Genomic DNA, 15,378 nt, shown 5'->3' on the forward strand with positions numbered 1-15,378 from the left:
CAGCAGGGCCGACTGGGTCTTGGGCGTGGCGCGGTTGATTTCGTCGGCGAGGAGGATCTGCGTGAAGATCGGCCCGGGCTGGAACTTGAACCCGCGCCGGCCGTGCGCGTCCAGTTCACGCCCGACCTCATGCCGGCCGACGTCATCGGCACCAGCATCATCGAAGAGGACGAGCACGGCCGGCGCGGGTTCAAGTTCCAACCCGGGCCGATCTTCACGCAGATTCTGCTCGCCGACGAGATCAACCGCGCCACGCCCAAGACGCAGTCGGCTCTGCTGGAGGCCATGCAGGAGAAGCAGGTCTCGACCGGCACCGATGTCCGCAAGCTCGACAAGCCGTTCTTCGTCATGGCGACGCAGAACCCGCTGGAGCAGGAGGGCACTTACCCGCTGCCCGAGGCCCAGCTGGACCGCTTCTTCTTCAAGCTCATCGTCCCCTACAGCAGCCGCGAAGACCTGGCCGAGATTCTCGACCGCACGACGGCCGGCGTAACGCCGGTGGTCAATGCCGTGCTCGACGCAGAGAAAATCCTCGCCCACCAGAAGCTCGTCCGGCAGGTCGTCATCGCCAAGCACGTGCAGGACTACGCGATTCGCCTCGTCCTCGCAACGCACCCCGAGGGCGAGTTCGCCGTCGGGCCGGTGAACCAGTTCCTGCGTGTCGGCGCCTCGCCTCGTGCGGCCCAGGCGATCACGCTCGCGGCCAAGGTGCGTGCTCTGCTCGATGGGCGATTCCACTGCTCGTTCGACGACGTCAAGAACGTCGCCATCCCGGCCCTGCGTCACCGACTCGTCCTCAACTTCGAGGCCGAGGCCGAAGGGCGCTCGCCCGACGACGTCGTCAAGGCGGTCATTGCCGAGACCCCGACCGACGTCGGCATGGGCAGCTGAGCCACGGCACCGCAAACCGTTGCCTCCGCTACGGCCATCGACCTGCGGTGCAACATCCGTTGCGAGGTGGTCGAGGGCTGTTCGAAGACATCGTCACAAAGACGCCAAACGCAGCAAGGCCACCGACGACTCGATCATCCTGGCGGACAACGCACGTCCGACGCAGCCGATGCCACTTCGTCTCGCCGCTTGAACGGATGGGCCGTGCAGGGCTCGAACCTGCGACGCCTTCCTTGTAAGGGCTTCTGGGCCAAGCATTTACAACGCGATTCCCTCTCTGACGCACGATAGCAGGCCGAATCCCGCTTGCAAGTCTTCGCGGATGTTTACGCGGTTTCGTGACCGCTCGCAGCCCGGCAGGGCGGGCCGGGTCGTCGTACGCGCGTACGAGGCGGCCTACCCGAACGCCACGCTCCGGCGACCGTTCCGCTCGGCCAAGCTTTCGGCAACTCGGCCGCTGTTACACTCGCGGCCATGTGGATCAGGCTCCTGCGCGATCGCGGCAAGGAAGAGTGGCTTGTCAACCTCGATCACGTGTCGGCGATTGAAGTCCTCTATCACGAAGCCGGCGCGGACGGGTCGAAGTGGCTGACGGACCCGATCGACGCGAGGGAAAGCCCAGAAGCGAGACGTGCCTTCAGATTCCGCGTCGCCGGGATGTCCGACCCGGTTGTCATTAACGCAGACGACCCGGCGGCGAAGCCGATCGAGGACCTCTACAACCGGACGCCGAAGTCGTAGCCCGTTCAGTCGTGGACGTTGTCGAGGTCAATATCGAGGTCGGCGAAGGGTTTGCGCTCGTAGATCTGCTCAACAACGATTCGAACCTGCTTGCCGGATTCGGTGAAATCCACTCTTCGCCATGTGTGGTCCCAGCCGCCGACCTCAATGTTCGACAGGCCGGCGAAACTCTCGGTGCTGTTGGCCTTCGCCGCGAAGGTGTACGCCAGGTCGGTGAACCCATCTTCGCGGTCGCGGCCTTCGACGCCGAGGAAAAGGGCTTCGCCCGGATCGAAGATGTCGAACGTGTCACTGTTCACCGTGCCGGTCATCTCGTGCAGCGTCGTGACGTACGAAACGTCCACCTGCGACGTCGGCTTTGCCTCTTCGTACGTGATCTCAAACGACGGAATCACTGCATCAACGCCACGGGCTTCTTCGTCGTCAGCATGCTGCTCGATGCCGTCTATGTCGGGACCGCTCGGACCGTCCACCGTTGTGTTGCGGCTGTAATACAAACGCCTCGTCCCACCTGACGTGCTGAAAGTTCGACGAGTTTTGCCCGGGAACAGCGTGCCCGTTGGCCCCCGACGTGACTCGTAGCGGATCGTGCCGCGAAACAGCAACGGGCCATCGCCCGGGTCGACATTCACGTCGGCCGGCAACAGTGCGTCGACCGGCGCGACGACCGGCGGGTCCGAAATCGCCTGCGGCGAGTCGTCGCCGTTCCGCGTGACGTACTTCGGTGCAGACGCCAGCAGATTGGATCGCGCTTCAGAGCGCGACACTGCACCCTCGATGTCGAACCGAAGCGTGTAGCTGCGGTCAGCCGCAGGAGCTCACAGGCCGCCGCTGTTGTTGGTTTCAGTGACTGTGACTGGCATAGGGGTTTCGCTTCCTTGGTCGCCGGATGCTTCTTCCGGGTCTACAGGAATCTCGTCGTTGGGTGCGCCGAATGGTGTCATTTCAGTTGAGAGTCGTCGGGGTCGTCGCGCCCTGCAGTTTCGCGCTCTTCGCCTTGGCGGCGATCTCCAGCTGGTCCAGCAACACGCGGTCGGCGTCGATCTCGCCGAGGTACTTCATTGCGTCGTGGTGAAGCTCTTTGCCCTGCACGATCGCGCTGAGCATCAGGTCGCGAATCTCGTCGGGCTGCATCAACGCAAAGGCAGCCATGAAGGCGTCGACCGCGTCGCCGACGGTCTTGACGTCCAAGCTTCGGCCGAAGTCTTGGTAGGTCATGCCGCACGCGTCGCACTGGTCTTGGACCGTCACATAGATCGCGTCGAGCAGTGCGATCGGATCGTCAGCGAGCAGCTTGAAGCCCTCGCCGTTCTTGCCGGCGAGGATGTTCACGCCGACCTCGTCGCGGATGCGCTTCGCGGTCGGGAAGTCCAAGGCGACGCGAAACTCGCGGCCGTCCTTGTTCGTGAATGTCCTCATCGCCTCTTCGTTGATCTCGCTCATGGTCGTCCTTTGGTGAATGGTCTGGGTGTCCCCTGAAAACGGCGGAGCAGGTTTCCCCGCTCCACCGCTGATGACGCCTGCGGGTTCTCAAGCCGCAGGCACCGACCAAGGAAGCAGAAGACGGGGACTCCCTTGGCCGGCCATGAGGGTCATGCGGCGGCCTCGCCAGTGGCATAGACGGCCGCCTTGGGCTCGCCGAGGGCGAAGCCGAAGTCGTGATAGATCCTCCACCGGACGCCCAGCGTGTCGGGGTCGCTCTCAACGTCGTAGTAGTTGATGGTCGGCGTGCTTCGACCGTTGAGGAACGAACTGATAAAGGGCTAGGCCGAAGCGGCGGCGAATAGCAGCCAGTGCGTCCCGCTTGCTGAGCTGTACTTGCCGGTGTTCGACAGTCGGGGTTCAACGGCTAGCCGCACGGCGTTTCGGTTCGGGTTGCCGGTCGGCAGCCGATCGCCCGTCTTGATTCGCTGCAGCGCGTCGGACTCAAGCAAGGCCTTCGCCTCGTGGTGAAGCTCTGGCGGGACGAGCAGCGTCGTTGGGCTGAAGTCGAGGTCGTTATTTTCGTCATACCGCTGCGTGTGGAGCAAGACGATCGCGTCACGAAGCGTGTCGGCGTTGAGCACGCTGCCATTAGTGCTCGACGAGTTGAGGACGTTGCCGTTGGCGCCGGCGAAGTGCGACCCGCCGTCTATCGCATTGAACAGCGTCTCGTAGGCAACGTCGCTCATCTTCCGCATCGCCCGGTTGCCGAACTCACGCCCCATGTCGAGGAAGATGCCCACGTCGTCGTTGATGACGTCCTGCCGGCTGAGCGCGATCTGGCCGGCGTAGGTCTCGATGCGGTACGGGAACCGCTGCTCGCCGACGCCCATGTGCTTCACTTCGCCGCCCTTGCCGATCTTCGTCAACTCGCCGACGTCGAGGCCACGGATGGCGAGGTGCTCCTTGAAATCACTGGTGTTCCGCTCGCGGCACCACGCTTGCCATGTCGAAGGCGTGTCCACGTACCCCTTGATGATCAGCTTGTTCGCAGCATCGCTCAAGGCGTTCGGCAGACTCACCGTGCTCAAGCCTGACGCCGCCAACGTCATGGGGTCCATTCCAGCGGGCGAGCCGACATCCGACAGGATCGCCTGACGGGCCATGTCCGGCAGCGTCGACAGGCCTGCGGCCATGGCGACAGCACGCTCGCCGTACGTCTTTGCAGCGATTTCTTCGTTGCCACCGCGGCAGAGCATTGCGGCGGCAAGCGTCGCGGTGACGTCTTGGCCAGCGGTCAAAGCCCGCCCGTTACGGCCGCTGCCTGCGAACGCGACGCCTTCGCCGGCATCGAACCCGCGAGGCGTTTGCGGCTGGTTGGCGTAGAGCTTGGCGAGGTCGACCTTGTCCTGGACCTTCTCCAGGTCCCAGTCGTCGACAAGTGCCGCTCGCAGGATCGACGGGTGATCTTGGGCGATCGCCCGAATCTTGGCGACCCGGCGAGCCTCAGCGTCATAGGCATCGCCGACTCGGCCACGCATGGGCTCGTCGGAGAACGCGCCGGCATCGGTGTTGAGTGTGGATTGGAGGACGCCGTCAATGGCCGGGGCACCGTCGGCCGTGTGCTGATTCGTTTCAGGCATGTTCGTTAGGTTGAGGGTGGCCGACACCTCGGCCGAAGTGTCGTCGTCAGCCCCGACTGTCAGGATCGAAATCTCGCGGAGCTTGGAACGGTTGACGACGAAGACGGGACCGCGCAGTTCGCGGCCATTGACCTGCCGTCGCTGGCCGGCGGCGACGAAGTCCATGTCACTCATGTCGAACGACGTCCCGACCGATACCTGCCAGCGGAAGCCGTTGTCGCTTGCTTCAAGCACGGGCTCGATCTCGCGTCGTTCGCCACTGAATGTGCCACTGGCCCGAAGCTCGCGGCCGTCGGTTGTGATCGTGTTCGTGTGGCCGAGCAGGCGGCCGAGGTCATGGTCGCGCAAGACCGGGCGGTTCTGCTTGTCGAGGTCGAGGCCGCTCAGCTTGATGACGACCGGATGCGGCAGCGGCGGCTTAAGCGTGGCCCGCATTGGGCCGCCTCTGTAGGCGACAAGGTCAAACTCGCGGCGACCGTTGCCGTCACTAGACTTCGCCACTTGAGCGGTGGTTTTGAATCGTGCTTCTAGTGTTGCGTCGTTCATGGCGGGCGGGGTCATAGGTGATACGTACCGCTGCCGTGCATGGCGAGATTTGTCCCGCTGCGGGACTACTTCGTTCGCACGTGTTCAATATGAAATGGCATCCCGCACACCTTGCATGTCACAGTGAGGACAAGCCGGTCATCGGTCCGCAGTTCCGTCCGCTGCCGGCGGTGGCTGGGCGAGCCGCAGTTCGGGCACGTCGGCAGCGGAACCGTCACCCACGGCAGCGTCTGGCGGGCCGTGCCGCGGCGTGCCTCCAGGTTGGCCACGCGGGCGAGCTGGTCATCGCTGGGCATAGGTTCTCCCGGCCAGACACACGGTGAGGGTCCCATACGGAACTACCGCAGCACCTAACTCCCTTCCTTGCACCGGGTAGGGAAAGGGAAACACATAGCGCGGCAGTTCCCTACGGGACCTGCTCCATGCGTCGCATCGAAGAACCTTGACGGCGGTCATGCGGCCTCCCGGTCGCATGACCGATCCGACGGACGGACGGATACGGATTCGCCGTTGGCGACACCGTCAGCCGTAAATCCATATCCGTATCCGTCGGGTTGCGGACGAAAACGCATCGCGCCCTTCGTCGCGCCTGCCTCGTAGGCGTACGTCCCGCGGTTCGCTTCGGCGAACCGCTTGAAGTCGCGGTCGGCAAGGGCGGCGTCCCCCTTGTATGGCTTGACGCCGCTTCGCCCGGCCTCAGCAGCGGAAGGCGGCCGTTCCTGCCGCATCGCCCAGGCGAACAGCTTCTCCATCGGGCCGACCTCGGCGGCGGTAAGGCCGAGGGCCCACGCCGCGGAGTCCCGGCAATAGCGCCACGCCTCGGCGGCGGCCTGAAGGTGCCGGACGCCAATCTCGCGGCTGCCGTCGAGCGCAGCGTACGCGACGCTCAGGCGCAGCTGGTGCGTTGCCCCGCGGGCCAGGATCATCGCGAGCGTCCCGTCGCCTTCGCCGGCCTCGGCGTTGGCCTTGTCGTACATCTCGGCCCACACCGGACGGGCCTCGCGCGACCACGTCATACGACCGATCCGCCGGGCGACGTTGGTTGCGTCAGCCAGGCCGGACGCGACGTCGCGAAGGTCGTCCGGGGGAAGATCGCCGCCGAATGGCAGCGCCTTACTCCGACGCGAGGCAACGAACAGAAACCTGCTGGCAAAGCCGTTGGCTTTTTCGGTCGCAGTGAGCATCGTCCGCAGCTCCGACGGCGTGATGTCGGCTTGTACGACGACGTGCGGGTCGGTCGCGCTGTGCGGGTTGGCCCTCGTCATCTCGCGGAGGTTCTCGCCGTCCCACGCGTTGCGGAGCGTGGCGCTGAGGTTGTTCCCCTCCCGCGACGCTGCGGCGAGCACCTTGGGCAGCTCGAGCTCTCGCACGAGCAGCCGCTTGTCGCTCACGCCCGGGTCGATCTCGCAAAGCCCCTCCTCGTTCGACGTGGCCTCCTCGCGCTGGGCTTTGCTGATTGGCTTGCCGCGGACCTCGTCTCGAATGGAGTGGACGAGGCCCTGGCCGGTCGTCAGTCCGCTGGCGATGTTGGACGTGACGAATGCCTCGTCGGCGAGCTTGAGCACCTGCCGGACGCTGCCCCACGACTGGCCTTTGCGGCCGCTGCCGGTCGACCCGGCAATGATCGGCCACAACCGCGCGGCGTGTTCGATGCCGTCGATGTTGACGTGCGCCCCCCGGCCGATGGCGCAGCCTGCCGCCGACAACAGTCGCATGAGCAGCACGGCAGGGTCCGCCTCGGAGTGCGGGGCGATGACGCGGACGGCGTCGCCGACCGGGCCAAAAAACGCAGCGGCACCTAACGGATACGGATATGGATTCCCCCGCGGCGGTGCCGTGGCGGGGGAATCCGTATCCGTGTCAACCGCGACCGGCCCTTGAAGGCGGCTGCGCTCCATCCCCATGACCCTCGCCGCGACCCGCACCGCATCTTCGATGTCGCCGCCATGCCCAAGCTCGCACCACGCCGTGAACGCGTCGATCACGTTCTGGTCGCCATCGTCGAAGTTTTCGAGCCAGTCCGCGCCTGCAGGAAGATCAGCCGATGCGTGACGGCTCTTGGCCGCAGTTCTCTTTGACGGTGTCGGGGACACCGCCTTTGCCTTCGGCTTCAAGGGCTCGGGCAGGCGACGCGGGTCGTTGAGCTCGTCGCCGAGGAACGTGAGCAGGTAGTCGACGGCGTCCTCGCCCTCAAGCCACGCCTCCCCGTCGTGAAGCCGCGACGCATGCGGCCGCTTCTGGTGGAGCCCCGGCAGGCGGACGTAGTTGCCACAGGCGTCGGGCTTGATGCGGGCTTGCTTCGGGAACGCCTCGGGCTTTGCGGCGAGCCCGAAGTCGGCGACACAGCGATCGGCCCAACCGTCAATGAACGCGTGGACGCGGGCGGAATCGGCGAGCGCCGCGAAGATGACCCAGACGTGGAACCCGCCCTTGCCGTTGGAGTCGACAAGGAGCGGTCGCCAGCCTTCGGCGGCCATCGCGTCGGCGCAGGCGATCGCGGCGCGCTGGTTCGCGTCGGCGTCGTCATCGTCGCCGTGCGCGTCGATGTCGATGACCGCGAACCGGCAGCAGTTGGTCACCGGGTCCGTCGTGTAGAGCCCGACGCGGTTGCCGCGGCCGCGGAAGTGATCGACGAGCCGAGCGGTCGTCAGCGGCGTCTTTGTGGTGACGGTGCCGCCGTCGACTGTCTAGCTGCCGTGTCGGTCGGTTCTGGCGGCGACCCGGTCGAAGAAGGCGTCGGCGAGAGCGTCGGCGTGAGCGGCGTATGCCTCGGCCGCGAGCGGGATGCGTGCGGCGTCGGGGCTCATCGTGCCTCCCTCCCGCCGCTCTTCGAGACAAGCTTGATGCGAATGCCGCCGGCACCGACGAGGCCCACGGGGTAAAAGTGAGCAAGGCCGCGATCGGCAAGGTGCTCGGCCGCGTCCAGGTGGCTTGCGTCGATCGTGATGGCCCCCGGCTTGGATGAGCCGTCGCGGCAGCGTGGCGGCGTCCTCGCGAACTTGGCCGGGTGTGCCGACCTTGGCTCGCTCAGCGGCGGCGAGGTCGATGGCGTCTGGCGGGGCGGGTTGTCGTGGTGGGGTGCTTCGTGCTATCCTCATCGAGCTTCCAATGCGTCCTGCCCGGTGCAACGGGCGGATGAACTCCGCGACCTCGCCTTGCTGGGCGGGGTCGTTTTTCAGATGCCGGCGGCGTCCAGCTCGGCCTCGGCCAGGACTGCCGCTTCGCTCGCCGTCGGGCCTCTGTAGTCGACCTCGACGTCGTCGTTGAGTCGGGCGACGAATCGAGCGATGGCTTCGGTCGACGTGTGCAGCCCGCCGGGCAGCCGAACGTTCTCAAGCTTGACCGTCTGTCCCGTCACGGACTTCGAGCCGTAGAGCACCGCCCGATAGACCTTGCTCACGTGCGGCCGGCTGCCGTTGCGAGTGCGGAATGCGGGGTGCCGTGCGGCTTGTGTAAACGTGAGCAGCTCTTCTGCGTTGACGTCGATTGCCATGCAGCGGATGAGACTGCAAAGCCGCAAGTCATTGCCGCCAGATTTCTGCCAAGTTTCTGTCAGCCGCGGAGCGAGTTGGCGGTCTCTATCAATGCCCGGAGGACCGTCACGCCAGTGATGTTGCGTTCGCCTCCATTGAGGCGAACGAGGCAGTGGCTCGACAGCTCTTCAATCGCGGCTTTCGTGTCGCGAGCGTTCAGCCCGGACCGCGACTGCAGCGTGCCAACAGTCTGCTGGACCTTGTGCGTCGCAGCGGGCATAGCCGCGATGGACAGCAGCAGGGTCTCGGCCTTCGGCGACAGTGCCGCCAGAGGCCAACCAGCAATCGCGGCGAGCACTTCAGTTGGGCGGACCCTACCAGCAAGCCAGTCGGCAGGCAGGACGCCCGCAAACTGTGCAAGCTCAACCCAGGCGGCACGGGTTGCCGGCAGCCAGTCGAGTCGGCCACGCGTCATCTGACGAATGAGGTCAGGATGCTGGCGAATCTCGTCCAGCAGCTCGAACTCTTTTTCGCGGTCGACATCATGCAAACCGAGAAAAATCCCGAACGCGCTTACCGAAATGCTTGGCTTCTTGGCCATCGTCATGTCCTCGCAAAGCAGGCCGATTCGGCCGACCGGCGGGACATGCACCGGCCGGCTCGAATCGACGCCGGGGATCAACCGGCTACCCGCGATGATGTTACTCGAAAAGGTTGAGCTGCCCCTCGCCGTTGCGGCCCCACAAGTCGCGGTCGCGAGCGATCCGAAGACGTTGCCGCTCGACACGTTCCGCACGGGGCGGGTCGCCGGGTCGCTCCGGTTCCGGCTTGGCCTTCGCAGTGGCCGGCGGCCGGTGCCGGGCGAAGCGGTCGCGGGTGGCATCGAGCTTCATGCGGCCTCCATTCGCAGAAGGGCCGGCTCGCCACCCTGTTCTTGCAGTTGCCGCATGACGTCAAGCGTGAAGCTCGCCACGTTGTTGGCGTCGGCCTCGTCATCATCGGCTGACCGGCCGTGGAGCCAGACCCAAGCGTGGCGAAGTTCATGGATGAGAATGTGCAGGCGACGCCGGCGCGGAAGGAGCGAGCACAACGTGATGACCCCCGACTCTTCGCAGCCCTCATCGCACAGGCCATCGACTTGCCGGCCTTCGAATATCAGTGGCTCATCCGAGATGCGAACGACATAGAGGGTCGGCCCAATGCTGAACTTCAGGCCGGTGTCCGCCGCTGACGGCCAGGGCACAAGGTTCGGGAACATGCCCGGCGGAATCGGCGGGACGATCTCGCTGACGACGTCGAAGTTGTCGCCGTGCATCGGAAACTCTGCGGTTTGTCCGCTATCGTGCGTGCTCATCTGAGCCTTTCTGTGTTGCCCCCGGTCGTTGCTTTCAATCTGCGGCCGGGGGCGGCCTTGTGAGTACGGGCAACGGGACTACCCCGTGGCCTCAATTGCTTTGCGTGCCGTGTCCAGGTTGGCCTCGGCGTACGTGCTGGCGGTCACGACAGAGCCGTGAACGTGGCCGAGCACCGCCGCGGCGACGTCGATGCCGCCGTGCCGCCGCAGGGCCGTCGCCGCGTTGTGTCGAAGGCGGTAGGGCGTCCACTTCTCAATGCCGGCTCGCCGGCAGGCGTGGGCGATCGACCGCGCGTAGCTCATTGCCGTGTAGGTGTCGCCGATGGTGCGGCTCGTCTGCTTCTGGTTCGGCTTCTGGTTCGGCCGTCGTGACCCCTTGGCCCCGCGAGCCTTCAGTTCGGCAGCCGCCTCGCGTGGGCTGAATAGCAGCTTGTCGACTGCTCGGCCGACCATGAACTCGGCGAGCACTTGGCGGGCCTGGGGGCCGAACAGGATGACGCGGTCTGTACCGCGACCGGCCAGCTTGTGCGATGCCGGGCGACACTCCCACGGCTTGACCGAGGTGTCGATGTCGATGGCCCGCAGCTTGAGCAGTTCGCCCGGACGCCCACCGGTGTGCGGTTGAAGCAGGACGACACCACGAACGGCAGCGGGCAGCTCGTCGAGCGGCGCGGCGATCGCCGCGTCAGGCACCGGCTTCACGGGCTCGGCTTCGGTCACGCCGGCCTGCCCCTTTTTCATGGGCGACAGCGCCTTGGGTCGCTCGAACGTCGTCGGGTCGACGTACTCGCGGGCGACGCCCCATTTGAAGATCTGACGGACGCGTTTGGTCTGCCGGTTGATGCTGACTCGCACCCAGCCCTCGTCCACCATCGCGGCGCGGACGGCTTCGAGCTGCGGGACTTTGAAGTCGGCAACCGGTGTGCGGCCGAACAGCCGGCGGACGATCCGCATCGGACCTCGGAACGCCTCGGCCCTAGTCGTGCCGTCATCGCGAGGCGGGTAGTGCTCACTGGCCCATCGCCAGAAGTCGGCGAGCATTTCGTTGACCGTGGCGGTGGCCGGCGACGCCGGCGGGATGCGGCGGTTGTTGTTTTTCCAGACGCGGACGAGACGCGCGTACTCGTCGCTGGCCTCATCGGTGCCGTAGGGACCGGTGTAGAAGACGCGTCCATTCAGACGGACGTAGCCGCGGCCGGATGGCCGTTGCAGGCAGTGTTTCGGTTCGTGACTGTTGCGACGGCGGGGCATGGGGAGCGGTCCTTTGTGCGTAATTGACGCACGGGCGTGGGAACCGTCCGGCAGCCCCGTGAGGGGAGTAGCGACGTAAGTCGCTTCCAGGCTGCGAGTTGTAAATGGGCCGTGCAGGGCTCGAACCTGCGACATCTTCCTTGTAAGGGAAGCGCTCTGGCCAACTGAGCTAACGGCCCGACAGTCGCAGCAACCGCCGATTAGGAAGGTCGGCGGCCTCGGTGCGAACCGTGTATCTTATCCGCGGGCTTGGACTCGTGCCGGCCCGACTGTGGGAGTGGCTGCCGCTAGGCTGGGAAGCGTCGATGGCAGAGCAGAAGATTCTCATCTCCGGCGTCGCCGGTTTCATTGGCGGGCACGTGGCCCAGCGGTATCTCGATGAGGGGGCGACCGTCGTCGGGTTCGACAACCTCTCGCGAAGAGGCAATGTCGAGAATATTCGGTTTCTCCAATCGCTCGACAGCGAGTTTGACTTCGTCCATACCGACATTCGCAACGAGACCGACTGTCTCGGGCTTTTCGAGCAGCACAAGGACGCGGACGCCGTCATCCATCTTGCGGGACAGGTGGCGGTCACGACGTCGTTTCTCAATCCCCGGATGGATTTTGAGGCCAACGCGCTAGGCACTCTGAATCTGCTCGAGGCGTGTCGGCTGCACTCACCCGAGGCGGCGTTCGTCTTCGCCAGCACAAACAAGGTTTACGGCGGCATGGAGCAGGTCCACGTCGAGCTCGACGGCGAGCATGACCGCTACCGTTATCGCGACTTTCCGCACGGCATTCCGGAGACTGCGCCGCTCGACTTCCATTCGCCGTATGGCTGTTCCAAGGGGACGGCCGACCAGTACGTCCGCGACTACGCCCGCATGTACGGGCTCAACACCGTCGTCTTCCGCCAGTCGTGCATCTACGGCACGCGGCAGTTCGGCGTGGAGGATCAAGGGTGGATCGCGTGGTTCACAATCGCCCGGCTGCTGGGTCGGCCGATCACGGTCTACGGGGACGGCAAGCAGGTGCGGGACGTGCTGTGGGTGGACGACCTCGTCGACCTGTACCAGGCGGCGATCGCGAACATGGAGCAGGCGCGCGGCAAGGTCTACAACGCCGGCGGCGGCAGCGAGAACGTCATGAGCCTCCTCGAACTCATTGGCTACCTCGGCTGGACGCCGGAAGAAGTCAGCTTTGATGACTGGAGGCCGGGAGACCAACGGTGCTTCATCGCCGACACGGCCAAGGCGAAGCGCGACCTCGGGTGGGCACCAAAGACGTCGCCAAGACAGGGCGTCGCCCAACTCGCGGCCTGGGCGGAAGAGAGTGAGGCAACCCTGGCGAGCGTGCTCGGCACGAGCAAGCACGACACGCAGAAGAAGGCCGTCGAGCAGAAACGGCTCCTCAAGGCGATTTCGGGCTAGGCAACGTTATCGTCACGAACCCATCGTTGTGACTACGGCGTCGCCGGCGGCAGAGGTGGAGGCAGTGCCGCCGAGGTCGCCGGTGCGGGTGGAGGCGTCGGCCAGCGCTGCTGCGATCGCCTTGCGGACGGCTTCGGCGGCGTCGGGTTGGCCGCAGTGGTCGAGCATCATCGCTGCTGACAGGATGGCCGCGGTAGGGTTGGCCTTGCCCTGGCCGGCGATGTCGGGCGCGCTGCCGTGGACGGGCTCGAACATGCTGGCTTTGCGTCGTTCCGGGTCGAGGTTGCCGCTGGCGGCGACGCCCATGCCGCCGGAGATGGCCGCGCCGAGGTCGGTGAGGATGTCGCCGAACATGTTGGTCGTCACGATCACGCCGTACTGCTGCGGGTTGGTCACCATGTACATGCAGCAGGCGTCGACGTGCTGGTAGTCGGCGGTGACGTCGCTGAATTCGCTGGCGACTTCGCGGAACGCCCGGGCCCAGAGGTCGTGCGCGAACCGCAGGACATTCGTCTTGGCGACCAGCGTCACGCGATCGCGGCCCTCACGCTTGGCCGTCTCGAAGGCGTAGCGGATGACGCGCTCCACGCCGTGACGCGTCGTCACCTCGATCTGGTTCGCGACCTCGTGCGGCGTGCCCTTGTAAAGGAAGCCGCCTTGCCCGCAGTAGAGGCCTTCGGTGTTCTCGCGGACGACGGTGAAGTTGATCGTCTCAGACGACTGCCCGGCCAGCGGCGTGTTCACGCCCGGCAGCAGCGTCACCGGACGGAGGTTGACGTACTGGTCGAGCCCGAACCGCATCTTGAGCAGGATCTCGGTCTCGAGCAGACCCTGAGGAATCTTGGCCATGCCTGCCGGCTCGACGCCGACGGCCCCGAAGAGGATCGCGTCGTGCCCGCCCAGCTGGTCGAGGTCGGCGTCGCTGATGGTCTTGCCGGTCTCAAGGTAGTGGGCGGCACCGTGGGGCCAGTCGCTGCGGTTGAGGGTGAAGCCGAACCGCTCACCGGCCGCCGTCAGGACTTTCCACGCCTCGGCCGTCACTTCCGGTCCGACGCCGTCGCCTGGCATGACGGCGATGTTGAGTTCGCTCATGCCCACAACGTAGCCCGCACGTCGGCCATGGATCAGGGCGACGTGGCCGACTCGATGTCGGAGATCGTTTCGCCGAGGCCAGGCCGAGCGGTGATCACAGCTGCGGCCGTCTCGTATTCGATCGCGCCGGCATCCACCAGTGCCCGGTAGATGGCGTCGCTGGCTTCCTGCGACGTGACTCCAGCGACTTCCACCGCGCCCGCATACGGCAGGACAATCGCACCGTCGTCTCGGATGCGTTTGGTGATGCGAAGTACCTGGCCCGGCTGGGGCAAGTCGATAATGCCGACGGTGATCAACTCGCCGACCCAGAGTTTGTTCGGGTCAATCTCGACCCCGACCGCCACGCCTGTGTTGCGGAGGGCTGTCAGTTCTGCTCGAACCGGATTGAGCATTTGGCGAAGCTCGACCACTGTCCTCGCCTCCTCGCCAAACCGCTGACGCTCAATGTCCAGAGCCTGCTCCAACTCGACGAGTTGCTGGCGAAGCTCAGTTGCTCGATTGATTCGCTCTGCCTCCTCGACCGCCGGCGCCAAGGCATCGATCTCTCTAAGGAAGTCCTCGATCTTCACGAGCACATCGGGCTGATGGCGGACGATCAGTTTGCTGCCGATGAGGCGGACCGAGGGTGCAGCACCGACCGGGCCGGACCATCGATCGGGCTCGACGAAGGTGCGAATCGCGTCCGGTACATCCTCGCCGAACATCGTCGAATCGAGCTCGAATACGCGTCGGGCCAGACGAGCGTCCATCGGCAGCGACCCGGCCTCGGCGACGATCAACACGCCGTCCTCGACCGCGTAGCCGAAGTCACCAAAGCCCTCGCCGACCGACTTCAGCACGAGATCGAGAACGCGGCCTCGCGGCAGGTCGGTGAGCGGGCCGAGCGTGACAGGCATCGTCGGATCGAGGCCCGTGATCTCGAAGCTGCCCCAGTTGATGAACGCGTTGATTTCCGCCTCGAAGAGCAGCGTGTCGAAGACGTCCGTCAGCGGCGTCTGGTCGAACTCGACCGTACCGACGAAGACATCGTCAAGACGCCGCATAATGGCGAGGTCTGCAGGCGTGGTCACCTCCTCGAGAACGATGGTGGCACGCTGATCGGTCGGGCGCGTTTCCTGGGCGTCGGCGATCGCAGGACGGGCCGTGAGCGTCAGCACGCCCGCGATCGCAGCGCCGGCAAGTGGCAGGGCGGCGGCAAGGGCGACGAGCCGGCTGGGGCGGCGGGGGTCGTGGGTCATGACGAGGCGGTGTTGAAGTTGACGAACGGTCGCCCGACGGGCGGCCATGGCGGGAACGAACGACGGCATCGGCGTGCCGGTCGGTGAAGCCAGACGCAACAGCAATCGGCCGTAGGTTTGGCGGGTCGAGGCGTCCGTGTCACGGAGCGTCATCCGGTCGCAAGCGAGTTCCTGATCGGCCGACACGTGCTTGGCAGCGAGCCAGACGAGCGGGTTGAACCAGTGTGCCGCACGCAGGCACGCGAAGGCCAAACGTTGCCACGCGTCGCCACGTCGGACGTGCGCGAGCTCGTGGCGAAGCGTCAGCCGAAG

The 15,378-nt window shown here is 65.5% G+C and carries 14 protein-coding genes, 1 tRNA gene and 2 pseudogenes; 3 read left to right on the plus strand and 14 right to left on the minus strand.

Features of this window, described 5'->3' with window-relative positions; all coding sequences use genetic code 11:
• A pseudogene (locus AAGI46_09110) lies at nucleotides 1-111 on the minus strand (AAA family ATPase).
• Between AAGI46_09110 and AAGI46_09115 the strand changes: the two are divergent.
• A pseudogene (locus AAGI46_09115) lies at nucleotides 106-891 on the plus strand (MoxR family ATPase). The pseudogenes AAGI46_09110 and AAGI46_09115 overlap by 6 nt on opposite strands.
• 474 nt (nucleotides 892-1,365) lie before the next feature.
• Nucleotides 1,366-1,632 (plus strand): hypothetical protein, encoded by a 267-nt coding sequence (locus AAGI46_09120; protein ID MEM1012368.1) that lies wholly within the window; start codon nucleotides 1,366-1,368, stop codon nucleotides 1,630-1,632.
• Nucleotides 1,633-1,637: 5 nt separating this feature from the next.
• Here the strand turns inward: AAGI46_09120 and AAGI46_09125 are convergent, their stop codons facing one another.
• From AAGI46_09125 to AAGI46_09175, 11 genes are all read right to left on the minus strand, one after another.
• Complete coding sequence (locus tag AAGI46_09125) at nucleotides 1,638-2,399, minus strand: hypothetical protein (GenBank protein MEM1012369.1); 762 nt, start codon at nucleotides 2,397-2,399, stop codon at nucleotides 1,638-1,640.
• Nucleotides 2,400-2,577: 178 nt separating this feature from the next.
• A complete protein-coding gene (locus tag AAGI46_09130) occupies nucleotides 2,578-3,075 on the minus strand; it encodes a hypothetical protein (GenBank protein ID MEM1012370.1) in 498 nt (165 codons plus the stop codon).
• A 320-nt stretch (nucleotides 3,076-3,395) separates the two neighbouring features.
• Nucleotides 3,396-5,258 (minus strand): Mu-like prophage major head subunit gpT family protein, encoded by a 1,863-nt coding sequence (locus tag AAGI46_09135; GenBank protein MEM1012371.1) that lies wholly within the window; start codon nucleotides 5,256-5,258, stop codon nucleotides 3,396-3,398.
• 50 nt (nucleotides 5,259-5,308) lie between these two features.
• Nucleotides 5,309-5,539 carry a hypothetical protein gene (locus AAGI46_09140; protein MEM1012372.1) on the minus strand — a complete coding sequence of 77 codons (231 nt, stop codon included), beginning with the start codon at nucleotides 5,537-5,539 and terminating at the stop codon, nucleotides 5,309-5,311.
• A gap of 156 nt (nucleotides 5,540-5,695) precedes the next feature.
• Nucleotides 5,696-7,822, minus strand: a complete 2,127-nt coding sequence (locus tag AAGI46_09145) for a hypothetical protein (GenBank protein MEM1012373.1) — start codon at nucleotides 7,820-7,822, stop codon at nucleotides 5,696-5,698.
• Between the two features lie 596 nt (nucleotides 7,823-8,418).
• Nucleotides 8,419-8,736 (minus strand): hypothetical protein, encoded by a 318-nt coding sequence (locus AAGI46_09150; protein MEM1012374.1) that lies wholly within the window; start codon nucleotides 8,734-8,736, stop codon nucleotides 8,419-8,421.
• Between the two features lie 59 nt (nucleotides 8,737-8,795).
• Nucleotides 8,796-9,317 (minus strand): hypothetical protein, encoded by a 522-nt coding sequence (locus tag AAGI46_09155; protein MEM1012375.1) that lies wholly within the window; start codon nucleotides 9,315-9,317, stop codon nucleotides 8,796-8,798.
• Between the two features lie 100 nt (nucleotides 9,318-9,417).
• Nucleotides 9,418-9,609 carry a hypothetical protein gene (locus tag AAGI46_09160; protein MEM1012376.1) on the minus strand — a complete coding sequence of 64 codons (192 nt, stop codon included), beginning with the start codon at nucleotides 9,607-9,609 and terminating at the stop codon, nucleotides 9,418-9,420.
• Nucleotides 9,606-10,070 (minus strand): hypothetical protein, encoded by a 465-nt coding sequence (locus AAGI46_09165; GenBank protein ID MEM1012377.1) that lies wholly within the window; start codon nucleotides 10,068-10,070, stop codon nucleotides 9,606-9,608. Before AAGI46_09165 ends, AAGI46_09160 begins: the two co-directional genes overlap by 4 nt.
• 78 nt (nucleotides 10,071-10,148) lie before the next feature.
• Complete coding sequence (locus tag AAGI46_09170; protein ID MEM1012378.1) at nucleotides 10,149-11,321, minus strand: tyrosine-type recombinase/integrase; 1,173 nt, start codon at nucleotides 11,319-11,321, stop codon at nucleotides 10,149-10,151.
• A 105-nt stretch (nucleotides 11,322-11,426) separates the two neighbouring features.
• Nucleotides 11,427-11,500 (minus strand) — tRNA-Val (locus AAGI46_09175).
• A 126-nt stretch (nucleotides 11,501-11,626) separates the two neighbouring features.
• On the opposite strand from AAGI46_09175, the gene AAGI46_09180 reads away from it, so the two are divergent.
• A complete protein-coding gene (locus AAGI46_09180) occupies nucleotides 11,627-12,733 on the plus strand; it encodes a GDP-mannose 4,6-dehydratase (GenBank protein MEM1012379.1) in 1,107 nt (368 codons plus the stop codon).
• A 12-nt stretch (nucleotides 12,734-12,745) separates the two neighbouring features.
• Here AAGI46_09180 and AAGI46_09185 read toward each other — a convergent pair whose 3' ends face one another.
• Together AAGI46_09185 and AAGI46_09190 are read right to left on the minus strand one after the other, a co-directional pair.
• Nucleotides 12,746-13,825, minus strand: coding sequence for a 3-isopropylmalate dehydrogenase (locus AAGI46_09185; protein ID MEM1012380.1), 1,080 nt, complete (start codon nucleotides 13,823-13,825; stop codon nucleotides 12,746-12,748).
• A 32-nt stretch (nucleotides 13,826-13,857) separates the two neighbouring features.
• Nucleotides 13,858-15,378 (minus strand): M56 family metallopeptidase (locus tag AAGI46_09190; protein MEM1012381.1); only part of this gene is annotated, 1,521 nt, incomplete at its 5' end.

Source organism: Planctomycetota bacterium (assembly GCA_038746835.1).
In the GTDB taxonomy this organism is placed as follows: Bacteria; Planctomycetota; Phycisphaerae; order Tepidisphaerales; family Tepidisphaeraceae; genus JBCDKH01.